Below are 11,861 nucleotides of genomic sequence, written 5' to 3'. Positions count from 1 at the left end.
ACTAAATAATATATCAATAACAGTTTTACGAAAACTATGTGCAGTGTAAACAATCGAAAATCTTTTTCTCCGTTGTATTTTTCTCTGTTGTAATCTATTTTAATGGTAGCAGTATAATCCCCTTCCATTTCAAATTTATCTTGTCCAACATACACACCATTCACTGTTTCTTGCATTTTCATAGAAATACCTCCATGACTCATCCCTTGCATAAATTGAGCCCTGTGAAGCTATTTTCATAATTAAATGTTCAAATACTTGACCATATAAGTTATTTTCCATGTCACTTTTAGAATCTTCAAACTCTGCATCTAAATATTTAATTAATTCAATAAACGTATTATCACCAAAAGGAAATGGTAATATTTGTAAATCTCTAAATAACTCCTGATTTACATTAATTAACTTATGAGCTTCAAGCAATCTTTCTTTATAGAAAGATACAACTTCTCTGTAATCCTGGTTTTTAATTACATCTACCATATATTCCCAAATCCTGATATCTTTATGGTATCTCCGCTCTAAAGATCGAAAATACAGCAAAAATCCAAGATGCTCTAAAATATTAAGCGAATCTGCGATTTTATTGACATAACATATACGCCATAATCGATCTGCTACTTTTTTGGCATAGTCTTCTTTAGTCATCACTATTCCCTCTCTCTAAATTAAATTTCGTTTCTTCAAAAAACTCAATATTCAAAGACTCATGCAGTTGTACTAAGTGCTTTAAAGAACGTCGATGTTTTTTTGTAATATTGTTAGATGTTCTTGCCATGGTAGTAAAGAACCTGTGGTTAACTTCGTTAGGAATATGGACTGGAAGTCTATAAAGGTGCTCAACCATCTGCTTTAATCTGCGCGAACGAAAAATCGTATTGATTTGTGGGTACTCTACACATAACAATGCTGCTAAGTACTCCGCAGAAATGTGAGATAGTGGTCTTATTCTAACCCAATCATTAGAATAGGAAATAGGCCAATTCCATGTATGCACTATTGCTGCCGGTTCTTCGCTAGGCCCATCATTTTTCAAATACCACAAGATATCTCCAGGTTCTGCAAGAGGAATATTCCTAATTAATCCCCCATTTTCGACTTCATATTTCATATTTTTATCCCATGAATCAAGAAGAAATATGTCTGATTTTTTCTTTAAAATAGGAATGTAAGACGAAATTTCGTCATCATTTCTGAAGGGGACACCAATTTCTATCTTTGTTGCATATTCTCTTAAACTTCCTTTTTTATAGTTAACATTTCCTTCATGCTGGTCAGCTTCTGATAAATAAAGTGCCATAATGTAATTATCTATGAGTGTAATTGCCTCTCTATTTTTTTTTATTAGTTCCCTGACTTTTGATAATAAAGTCACAATATATTGTTGAATATAAAGAGGCGGAAGAGGAATCATTAACTCTCTAAAATCACTTATATTCCACCGTTTGTAATTAGGGAAATGTCCACGTAACCAACAAAAGTAATAAAATAAATACTCGGGAATAAGTTTGTCGGATTTTAATTTAATTGCACAAATCCTATTTTCTGTGGTTGCTTTTATCCTAAGCAAACCAATTCCACGATGTAACCTGTCAAGTGAGACCAAAATAGTCCCTTCTTGATACACTCTCTCTTGTCCATTTATACTCACTTCTTTTGAACACTTTTGACCAAAAATATATGGATCTTTGCTTAAGTGACGATGAGTAACTCGATAGACTTCGGTAAACTTTAACATATTTTTTGCAGAAACACCTGCTCTTTTACCTAGCAAAGCTAGTTCTTCAAGCGGCACATTTCGCCACTCATTTGAAAAAAATTTTTTTTTCGCCATTTCTTTAGCTCCTAACAACATCAATAAATTCTGCGATAATAATTATTTCTAACCCCTTTTTAAAAGTCAAAATTATATATCTTAAACGAACCAACTTTAGTTAAACAGTAAATAATTAAATATTGAAATAAACTACGAGAGCTGAAACAAAGTATTTATCTAACGATTCATCTTAAGATTTGTTGAAAGCAAGCGGGGAGCGTTAAAACTTTAAAACAATCTTTTAATAAACACCTTTAAAGGGATATTTCCAACTATTCTACCAACTATTAATTTAAAATTACATTTTTTGTAATTTTATTGGCTATATTGACACCTAATATATATTTTAAAAAAACAAGACCAAACTTTTAATTGAGGTTTTAGTTAGTAATGGAAGTAATTATTTTCGACTTAACCCCATACCCTACTAAAACCAAACAAAAGAAATACTGAAGTGTATGGCTAGTTTTAAACACCATACACTTCAGTATTACCGTCTTATTTTCTAATCAAAGTTATTTTACTGTTATTTTCCTCTTAATCACTATTTTATTGCCTGATTTATCGTTAACAGTATAAGTTAGTATGTTTTTGCCTATTTTCTGTGTGTTTACACTACCCGATATTATTAAAAAGTTAGACAAATCACCATCAACGTTATCCTTTGCAGTAACTCCTGCTTTTGGATTGAATGATGAATTCATATTAATATTTTTATTTTTTGCTCCTACAATAACTGGTGAAACATTATCCACGACTTTTATTTTTCTTTTAACTATTGTAATATTTCCAGATTTATCAGTAACCGTGTAAGTTAGTGGATATGTTCCAAGTTTATTGGTATCTACTTTACCTGTAACTTGTATTATACCTGTTAAATCACCATCAACATAATCCTTTGCAGTTACCCCAGTTTTAGGATTAAATGTCGAATTAATATTAATTTTCATTGAAGAAGCACCTGAAATAATTGGTTTGCCATGACCATTTAAATAGTTTCCAATTACCTTATAACCAATAAATAATAAAGCAATGATGAACGAGGACAATATAAGCCTATATGTTAGTACTTTATATTTTCGTAAATTAATTTTTATTTCTTTAATACTTGGCTGTAAAAAATCTATTTGAATCTCTTTCCATTCTTCTTTGGAAACAGAAGGTATTCTATTTATACTTCTGTAAAACGATCGATAAATTTGCATAATTTTTTTTAGTGCAAACGAACGGTTATATTTAAAAGAAACCCAAAAATATATAATATGTAAACCCATAGCAATAACTAAAAATATCAAATCCCCTTTAGAAAGAGCAACTACGCCAGAAAAAATAGATGTAACCATACCAATCATTGCTATATTAATGCTATTAACCACTTTGTCAGAGGCATCACTTGCCGAAGAGGCAAATTTCCTTGCTTCTTCTATTGCGTTTTTTGTATTTGAAAAATAATCTTTTACTTTGTCTGAAATATATAAATTAAAATGTCTTTCCACTGTTTGTTCAATGTTGATTAATTGATTATCTAAATCTTGAAGTTTACTACTTGGGTAGTAATAAGTACTGAATACATTACGGGTAATTTCCAATTTGTCGTAGACAAACTTCTCTAATTTATAAATGAATTTAATCATTTTTAGAAATGCTTTTGTATTTTGAGGAACAAAGTCATTTGTCCATTCTATTTCAATGCTTTTATTACCTCTGATTATAAACTTCTTATCTTTTTCTTTGTTACATACATGAATTAAGCACAAATAAAACAGATTTTTATCTAGTGTTGTTTTAATAATGTCTTCCTTGATTGTATTGGAATAAAAATTAAAAAAATCAGGATTTGGATACCACTCCTCAATTCTAGAATAATCCCCCCTTACTATTTTTATTCTTTTCACTTCAACCTTTATGTCATCTAATATATTTTCATTCGCTGCAATTTTTATATTGTAAGGTAAAATCTTTAAAAAATTATTTTCGTAATGTTCTGATATTGGTAAGTAAATATTAATATACTTATTTTCATCGTATTCATCTAAGAATTTTCTAAATTCCGCATAATAAAAATTGAAACAATCACTAAAGTTTTTCAAATCAAAAAATAGAATCTCATTTGAATTTAAATCATAAAAATCCTTTTTGTTAATTAATAGAGAAATATTAACTTCTTCATCCTCTAAGAATCCGTATTCTCTAAATTCCTTGTCATAAAAACGGTTACCATCAATATTGAATTCAAAAGTAACATCGTCGTCTTCTAGATAATTTTCGAAATTGTCCTTATTCAGAATATCTTTAAATTTGCGATATGCTGTTTTTAAGTTGTAGGTGCTAACTTCGATGGTTTCACTTGATAAATTTAGTTCAAAATTCAAATCCAAAGTACTAATAAACTTATTAAATTCTATTAGTTTATTATTCATAATCATCTCTTCTTCTTATATTTTACCTTCTCTGCTAACTGTTCTCCTACAATTTTAATATACGTGCCAACTTCCCCACTGTCTTTATCATTATAATCTTCTATCCATATTTTTTTTCGAAAAAGTCCACTTGGAAATGACAATTTTAGATTAGTATCTTCACTGACTAAGATGGCATAAGATTCTTCTTTTTCGACTTTAAATTCATAATATACGTCTTCATTTCTTTCCCGCATTTTTAGTTTAACTTTTTCGGTTAAATCCTCAGTATCTTCTTCTCCTTTTCCAATACTCCTAAATATATTTTCAAGTACGTTGTCTACGTTAATGGTATCCCCGTCTTTTAACGAAGAATCAATTCTTGATTTGAAAGCCATTATGTTTTCAAACTTTTCTTCTCGGGCCACTTCAATTAATGTTTCCGATAATAATTGAGTCATTTTCTTATCGTTTGTATTTTCCTTCGCGTCAAGAAAATTGTCTAAGAAGAATTTAGAGACCCCGTCAGATTTTTGTTGTTTATCTAATACGGATAAATGTGCTAAATCCGCTAATAGATTTTCTTTAAGCTTAATAAATGCTGATTTGTGCAATTTCTCTTTTATACTAGGTAACATATATTCTCGTAAAGTGAATTTTAAGGTGGTAGTGTCTAATTCAATCCCCCGATTTGGATCCATTTTTAAAATACCAAGGTATTGTTGAGTAGTTTTTCTGTCAGTATAATCAAGAAAAATTAGGGTTCCTGAACTAGTCGTACTCGTAGTTTTCATAAATCCGAACAATTCATTTGTCATTTGCTTGGTTGATTCAATAAAAAGACCATCATTATTTGGATCGGCAATAATGTTATTGCAGTGAGTAACTACTCTCCCAGTATTACTTTTAAATGAACATGATTTTAATTGTGGTGTTATCAATGCCTTTTTTACATGCGTGGAAAAGAAGGCTAAAATTTCAGTTATTGTTTTATCAGTAATATCAAATAAGGCATTGACAAATGTAGGTTTTTCTTGATTTAAATCCATGTAATGAGCAATAAAACGATTTATTTGTATATCTTCCACTTGCATTTCTCTCCCTTAGAATCATTGACTACACCAAGATTACCATAATATAGCATTAATTTAAAGAATTAAAAAAGCAGGGATTACATCCCTGTCAAAAGTTCACTAGTTCAAAGTCATTAATCTTCCCATTAAATTGACATACATTATCCCAAATTCCTTCTACTTCATTTTCATTTATCGAATGTATTTTGGGATTGAGAAAAGCGTAAAGCAAATACTCTGCTGCCTCTATATCCGTCAAATTTTTTCCATATTCCTTTTCAATTTTTTCTTTTAGTTTTGAATCCAAAGATACATTAGCTTCAATACCGAGTGAAACTTTAATATTTTTCACTTTTTTTCCTCTTTTCAATTATTTAATATCAATATACTAGCCAATAATAATATTATTAATCAAAAATTTTTTAAAAAAATAACAAAAATAAATTTCAATCAATATACACTTACACTATAATTATATGGGCATCTTCCCATTTGGTGATAAATTGGACCTTTAACTTTTTCTAAATTATTCATGTAAATCAATGTAACTTATTAAATTGAATGCGGAGTTTCGCCTCATCAAACCGTACTTGAGGATTTCCCTCATACGGCTTTTTCGGTACATGAGACATGAATACAAAGTGAGTCCGCCCTTCCTTCGAGTTGGTAACTTACGATTATGAAAGCCTAGAAAGTCAAAACCCTCTATATCATCCCTAAGGTGGACTAACTAGATTTATCTCAATTAATCGAAAGGTCTAGTTTTCCCATTATTGCTTGAATAGCTTTGATAATTTCCAGTGGTTTTACACATGATGACGAAGTCATCCGAATACCATACTAAATCACCTAATTGGTTAAATCTGTACACCCAAATTTTATCCATTGCATTTAGATAAATGTTTTCCAATAATGGTGATACTACACCACCTTGCCGTGTTCCAAAAATGGAGTTTCTTAGTTTAGCCTCCTCCATTGCGCCTTCCTTTAGCCACTTGCGAATCAGCTTTAATATTCTTCTGTCATTGATAGGTTGCTCAACCAATATCATCAATTTTACCTGGTTAATGTTATCAAAATATCATTGGATATCGACGTCGACTACCCAACAACATTTCTTGCTTGCTTTCCGAGTCTTTCGCCATGGCTTGCTGAGCATTTCATTTAGGACGAAAACCAAATGAGCAGTCATGAAAATCAGCTTCAAAGATTGGTTCAATAACCATTTTGGTTGCCATTTGTGCAACTCGGTCTTTAATGGTTGAAATTCCTAATGGACGTTTCTTTCCATCACCCTTTGGTATGTAGGATCTTAGGACTGAATGTGGACGTGATATCTATTCTCTTTCAACTCTAGATAGAGTTCATTCAAGAATTTATTCTTTTCCCATATTCCTTTACGATATTCTCAATAGACTGTGCATCTACACCTTCACTACATTTCTTTCGTTTCACACGTTGCCACGCCTCCCACAGGATATCTGGTCCATACAAAGCATGAAGTTTACGAGTGTTCTCCTTGGCAAAAAGATATAACGTCTTCCAGAGTTTTGAGCTTTTGCATTATTGGTGTAGTTAGTCGTTTACTTGACATTTACTGACTCTTACCTCCTTCTGATATATGAACGAAGTATGGTAATAGCTCTTTCCGTCCTTCCCTAGACAATGTTGTGTTGTCATTGTCATCATTGGTACTATGACCCCCTCCGACTCCCGCTCATCCATTTTACCACTTCGTATATCACTTATAGGTTTCTGCTTTACTTCCATTTGAAAGTGATGAGGGAGGGTATCATCAGTTCCGTTAGTTACTTTTCTAACATGTCGTTGCCTTTACCACGGGAGATTCTTGGCTGCTGCTACTCCAAGTTTTTCACACCTTCCATTGTATTCGCCCATAGTCTCAAGGCTCGACTTCTCCTTAGCCACCGTAGGTGGGTTCCTTTCACAAGACGGAGAATCCTTTTTCTCTTCTTTTTTATCATTGGAAGAATTATTAATATTATTTGAAATTCGTTACCGTAACTTTTCAGCATTTCGACGTTTTGTTTGGAATGTACTTTCCTTCATTTTTATTGTAATTTTATGTCCATATCGTAGAAATACTTCTGTTTGTTGTACACTTTGTGGTAATGTATCTTCAATATGATTGAGTACGAAACATACACAATTTGACTTTTTATAAGATTTGCTAGGAAACAACCAGATATCCAAAGCTGAACTTATTTTTATAGGATACATATACATTACACCAAGTACCTCTTTAGAACTTTTTATAGCACCATTTAAACTCGATCCATACTGAAGTAGGCACTTATCGATAAGCTGAACAGGAGTCATTGCAACTAAAAAATTTTCATACCTTCTATAACTTTAGTATAAAGAGCTCCGTTTGTGTAATACTCGCCCATAATTAAACCTGTTTCTGATTTTTTAGGTAATCTACTTTAACTTCCATGTACGTAACCCTTCTTTCGTTTTTTATCATTGGTTGTTTTCTTAAAAAAGGGTATACTCAAATAAAGTTGGTATACCCAACTACACTTGCCCTCGAGTTACTGTCCGCCAAGACTACTTATTCGAGGGTTTGTTTATTTCACTTCTTACATTTACCTCACCTCCTTTGCTGTTAGAGATAATTTAATTGTTGTCCAATTTTTATTTCTTAAGTAGCGTTACCCTTTGAACTTAACCTTCTTATATCCTCCATACTTTCTTTTACAATAGGTCTTTCCCCTCTTACTCTAACCCCTCAAAGATTTGCAGTACAAGCCGATTGTGAAAAATTTATAACCTCAGTTCTAGTCTAATTGTATCCGCTTCCATTTATAGTCATGGATATACAAATTGTATTAATTGACAAATTTAACCTCGTGACTATTATACCAGTTAGTTATTTTTCTTATAAAATAAAATTATTAAATTCTATTAAAAAGTTTTTATAAAACCGTACTGTTTAAACATTACTAGATTATGTACCCATGACAAAATTTATCTTTTTAGTAAAATATTTGACCACATATTATTAATACTATAAAAATTGCCCCTTATCAGAGGTCAAAGCTACAAAAAGTCTATTTTTATTAACATTTTATTGGTTAATTGGGATTTAATGGGGTAATTATTAAGGAGATTATATTAACAGACACCTTAATTAAACATAATGAAGTTTCCTCACTAATTTCACAAATATATCATAATTTTATATCATTCCCTTATATTCGACATTTTTTAAAGAAGTGAGGATTAATAACTCGAAACTGAAACAAATTATACATCCAAACATTCCCGATTTTACGTTCCTGATGTACTCTGATCAACTTAACGTAAAACCTAATTTTTACTTTGGAAAAAATATCCCCTTAAGGTAGACAGAAAGAACAAATTATTATTCGCCCTGTTTTATGTTCTACTAAAGGTGTTATCGAAATAAATGGAGTTTGGTCCAGGAGCCCGTAAACGTGGCGATTTCAAGATGTTTACTGTGGGCATTATCAAAATACCAAGATCATCTTGAGTGCGTAACATTGCCTGCAGAATACGCTGTTTTAGTACCGGACTCAAACTTTTCATTCAATTTGATGGTCACTACAGAACTTCCGCTGGATGCGTAACCAAATGACCCTGACATAAGGGTTGAAACCTCATACCTTATATAGCCTGATGCAGGTGCTACCCATGGGATCGGCTACAGGTGACAGTGGATGTCCTCGGATTTCCCATCGATAACAAGGTGGTTGGCTGTTCTAACTGCAATCCGCTTACCTGTGATAATGCTGTAGAAATTTCCTGTTTCGCGGTGGACATGTAAATTACTCATTAAGCTATCATTCTTGAGCGGAACTAAAATCCATGCAATAAGCTTAAGATTAGATATATTTAAATCAATTCTTATGGAAAAAGATGTGTAAAGTTAATTCTAATCCTACCGGTTCCAATCCTTTCCCAGCAAAACAAAAAACACTCCCAAACGTTGATTAAACAGCATTTGGGAGTGTTTTAAAAGTTTTTAAAACAAAATGCCTTACGATTAACTTTTAATGTCAAAATCCCTAGTAAATTTCGCAAACAGTTGAACCACAACAGAACCCGACTCGAAATCTTCACCTCACCTCTTAAAATACCCCGCTATAGCTGGAAAACTCATGAATTCCTTCCTCATGTCCCGAAACGAAATCACATCATTTCCTCTAGCAAGCTGGAAATCTAGCGAATAATCGTGACAGTTCAATGGGCATTTATGAAATGTTTTGGTATAGAAATGCATGGCTTCTTGCTTGCTGGCCGCAAAAATAAAGACAAAATCCTTCTGGTTCATCTTCAGCGAGTAGATGCCAACTTTATGAATACCTAATACATTGTTTTGAACCAATTCCCTTACTTTCTGATGGTCGGCTTGTTCTAAGTCTATCTTGGATATGTCGTCATCTAATGAAATTTTCTGCTCTGCTAGTAAATGGTAGATACAATGGGCCAATGAGGATTCTTCATAACGGAAACAATCCATGTAAAGTTCTTTAACTATCATGTGATAGCACCTCGAAATAAGATTTTTTTCGGCTAAATAGAGGTTAAACACCGATAGGACTTGATTCCTTCTGGTCTTCAATCCTTCCTGTATGCTCGTTATAATATACATCGATGCTTCCAACTGGACCATTTCTGTTTTTCGAGACAATGATTTCAAGGGAATGATTGTCCGTTTCCTTGTCATAATACGACTCCCGATATAAGAACAAAATGACATCGGCGTCCTGTTCCACACTTCCCGATTCCCGAATATCAGACATCATCGGCCGTTTATTGGCTCTTGATTCCACCGACCGATTGAGCTGGGCCAAACAAATGACGGGGCAATCAAAATCCTTCGCCATTGTTTTAAGGGATTTGGATATTTCCGTTACTTGTAAATGGGAATTCCCTCCGTAAAATTGTCCAGAATGGATTAGTGTTAAGTAGTCGATAAAAAGGATTGGTTTCTTGTATGGAAATTGATTGATCATTTTTCGCGTTTTCGCTCTCATTTCGGCAATGGTTTGTCCCGCCCCATCAAAAATTTGCATATGGGTTTCCGTGAGATCACCAATTACATCCGACCATTTATTCTTTTGATTTTCAGTAAGCATTCTTTTTGGATCTCGCATTTTTGCACGGTTAAAGCCTCCAGTTGAAGCCATTAATCGGGAAGTTATCAGCTTTTCAGGCATTTCTAAGGAAAATACCAGTGGCAGAAACCCGGCCCAAGTCTGGTAAGGTTGTCCATGTGATTAAATCAACATTCTTACCCGCCCGTTTTAACTCCACCATTCTTCGCATGATTTCTTTATGCCGTGTACTTTCTAGCTGTTCAGGTTGAATGATGGTATCTTGGAGCAAGTACTCCGCCTTCATCAAGCTTCCTAAAAACGCTTTTTCCGCAATACTCATCACTCTTCACCTGCCGTAAGGTCAAGTTTAAATCCACGTGGAATTGCTCTTCCGGCAGGAACCGATTCGGTTGATTGCCTATGCTTTGGTGTAGAATTTTGACTCTCATAAAAGGAATCAATTTCTTCTACGGTCAGTAAGGAGTCATTTACCCAGTTTTTCAGAATCCCAACCACATAACTCAACCTTCGCTTGTTATTGGCACAGGCAATATTCATCGCTTTTAACATCACCTCTTTTGGCTGTAAAAAGCTAGAATCATCTAACCAAGATACTAACTGTTGTTTGGCATTCACGTTCGAAAAACCAAATCCATTGTTGTCCCAAAACTCAATAATTTCTTTTACATCTACTTCTTTTTGATTATTTTCTGTGTCTGGATTTTTCTCTATATTTGGATTAAAAGCTTCTTGTTGTTGTTGTTTTTCTTTTTTATTATCTTTTTTATACTCTTCTTCTTTTTGCCCCCTTCTCGTCTCACGGTGCGTCAACGTATCGTCAAGCTCTCCACATTCAAGTTCTAGATATGTATCATTTTCATCATGGCCGCTAACTTCCTTGCCGAAAACCAGCTCTTCTTGTTCACAAAATGATTCAAATAGACTGCGAATTTCCTGTTTTTGAATCGCCTTCGAAACATATTGAATCAGTGAGAGATCCTCCACATCCTTTAACTCGGAAGATATACAATCCATGAACGGTTTCCCGCCTTTATCCAGGTTATATTTCCCCCAGTTCTTGATCGCCAGTTCTCTCGTTTCAGGATTGTAACGAATCAGCTTGTGATGCACGATGAATCGTTCCATTAACGAGTGAACACTCTCAATCGAATAACCCAAATCAAAAGCCATTTGTTTTTTTGTAATCTTATAGATTCCAATTTGTGTCGTTTGTGGATTCGTAAGAAGATAAAGACAGAAGAATTTGTCCTCTGGAGTCATCTCCTCTGAAACAAGCGGATTCTTCCAAAAATCAGTACGTACCATTCTAAACTTTGCCATCTTCAACCACTACCTTTCTCCTAAAAAATCCCTTCATACTTGATATAGAAATAAATGAAGAAAATGGTCATATGTTTTTCAATAATATGTGAATACTTTATGACACCTTTTCATCACCTTGTTCGTTGCGCAGGATTTAGGTGAA

At 33.2% G+C, this 11,861-nt stretch carries 12 protein-coding genes and 1 pseudogene; all 13 read right to left on the bottom strand.

Features of this window, described 5'->3' with window-relative positions:
* Positions 1-182: hypothetical protein (locus tag J7E66_RS07565; protein ID WP_214998838.1), on the bottom strand; the 182-nt coding region annotated here is incomplete at its 3' end.
* Complete coding sequence (locus tag J7E66_RS07560) at positions 136-648, bottom strand: hypothetical protein (protein WP_214998836.1); 513 nt, start codon at positions 646-648, stop codon at positions 136-138. The genes J7E66_RS07565 and J7E66_RS07560, both read right to left, overlap by 47 nt.
* Positions 641-1,834 carry a restriction endonuclease subunit S gene (locus J7E66_RS07555; protein WP_214998834.1) on the bottom strand — a complete coding sequence of 398 codons (1,194 nt, stop codon included), beginning with the start codon at positions 1,832-1,834 and terminating at the stop codon, positions 641-643. Before J7E66_RS07555 ends, J7E66_RS07560 begins: the two co-directional genes overlap by 8 nt.
* Before the next feature lie 497 nt (positions 1,835-2,331).
* On the bottom strand, positions 2,332-4,236 hold the full coding sequence (locus tag J7E66_RS07550) for a DUF5011 domain-containing protein (protein ID WP_214998832.1): 1,905 nt from the start codon (positions 4,234-4,236) through the stop codon (positions 2,332-2,334).
* 2 nt (positions 4,237-4,238) lie between these two features.
* Positions 4,239-5,303, bottom strand: coding sequence for a nucleoid-associated protein (locus tag J7E66_RS07545; protein ID WP_214998830.1), 1,065 nt, complete (start codon positions 5,301-5,303; stop codon positions 4,239-4,241).
* 94 nt (positions 5,304-5,397) lie between these two features.
* Positions 5,398-5,640 (bottom strand): hypothetical protein, encoded by a 243-nt coding sequence (locus J7E66_RS07540; RefSeq protein ID WP_214998828.1) that lies wholly within the window; start codon positions 5,638-5,640, stop codon positions 5,398-5,400.
* Between the two features lie 393 nt (positions 5,641-6,033).
* A complete protein-coding gene (locus J7E66_RS31675) occupies positions 6,034-6,339 on the bottom strand; it encodes a reverse transcriptase domain-containing protein (RefSeq protein WP_251032816.1) in 306 nt (101 codons plus the stop codon).
* Between the two features lie 965 nt (positions 6,340-7,304).
* Positions 7,305-7,634: pseudogene (locus J7E66_RS32795) on the bottom strand (competence protein ComK); the annotation flags it as partial.
* A gap of 1,342 nt (positions 7,635-8,976) precedes the next feature.
* Positions 8,977-9,108 (bottom strand): hypothetical protein, encoded by a 132-nt coding sequence (locus J7E66_RS32270; RefSeq protein ID WP_285289199.1) that lies wholly within the window; start codon positions 9,106-9,108, stop codon positions 8,977-8,979.
* 288 nt (positions 9,109-9,396) lie between these two features.
* The gene (locus tag J7E66_RS07525; protein ID WP_214998824.1) at positions 9,397-9,816 is read right to left on the bottom strand and encodes a hypothetical protein; all 420 of its coding nucleotides are present in this window, start codon (positions 9,814-9,816) and stop codon (positions 9,397-9,399) included.
* Positions 9,817-9,859: 43 nt separating this feature from the next.
* On the bottom strand, positions 9,860-10,495 hold the full coding sequence (locus tag J7E66_RS07520; RefSeq protein ID WP_214998823.1) for a DnaB-like helicase C-terminal domain-containing protein: 636 nt from the start codon (positions 10,493-10,495) through the stop codon (positions 9,860-9,862).
* Positions 10,488-10,715, bottom strand: coding sequence for a DnaB-like helicase N-terminal domain-containing protein (locus J7E66_RS07515; RefSeq protein ID WP_214998821.1), 228 nt, complete (start codon positions 10,713-10,715; stop codon positions 10,488-10,490). The genes J7E66_RS07520 and J7E66_RS07515 overlap by 8 nt, the downstream gene beginning before the upstream one ends.
* Positions 10,715-11,716, bottom strand: coding sequence for a DnaD domain protein (locus J7E66_RS07510; protein WP_251032821.1), 1,002 nt, complete (start codon positions 11,714-11,716; stop codon positions 10,715-10,717). The genes J7E66_RS07515 and J7E66_RS07510 overlap by 1 nt, the downstream gene beginning before the upstream one ends.
* Between the last annotated feature and the right edge of the window lie 145 nt (positions 11,717-11,861).

Source organism: Bacillus sp. ISL-7 (assembly GCF_018613065.1).
Note: the sequence above shows the minus strand (reverse complement) of the source record. Positions and strands in the feature narration are given on the sequence as shown.

Bases quoted from the DNA above. Each gene is read 5' to 3' on its own strand.
- J7E66_RS32270 (WP_285289199.1), bottom strand. From the start codon at position 9,108: ATGAGTAATTTACATGTCCACCGCGAAACAGGAAATTTCTACAGCATT.
- J7E66_RS07525 (WP_214998824.1), bottom strand. From the start codon at position 9,816: ATGATAGTTAAAGAACTTTACATGGATTGTTTCCGTTATGAAGAATCC.
- J7E66_RS07510 (WP_251032821.1), bottom strand. From the start codon at position 11,716: ATGGCAAAGTTTAGAATGGTACGTACTGATTTTTGGAAGAATCCGCTT.
- J7E66_RS07560 (WP_214998836.1), bottom strand. From the start codon at position 648: ATGACTAAAGAAGACTATGCCAAAAAAGTAGCAGATCGATTATGGCGT.
- J7E66_RS07555 (WP_214998834.1), bottom strand. From the start codon at position 1,834: ATGGCGAAAAAAAAATTTTTTTCAAATGAGTGGCGAAATGTGCCGCTT.
- J7E66_RS31675 (WP_251032816.1), bottom strand. From the start codon at position 6,339: ATGATATTGGTTGAGCAACCTATCAATGACAGAAGAATATTAAAGCTG.
- J7E66_RS07520 (WP_214998823.1), bottom strand. From the start codon at position 10,495: ATGCCTGAAAAGCTGATAACTTCCCGATTAATGGCTTCAACTGGAGGC.
- J7E66_RS07550 (WP_214998832.1), bottom strand. From the start codon at position 4,236: ATGAATAATAAACTAATAGAATTTAATAAGTTTATTAGTACTTTGGAT.
- J7E66_RS07515 (WP_214998821.1), bottom strand. From the start codon at position 10,715: ATGAGTATTGCGGAAAAAGCGTTTTTAGGAAGCTTGATGAAGGCGGAG.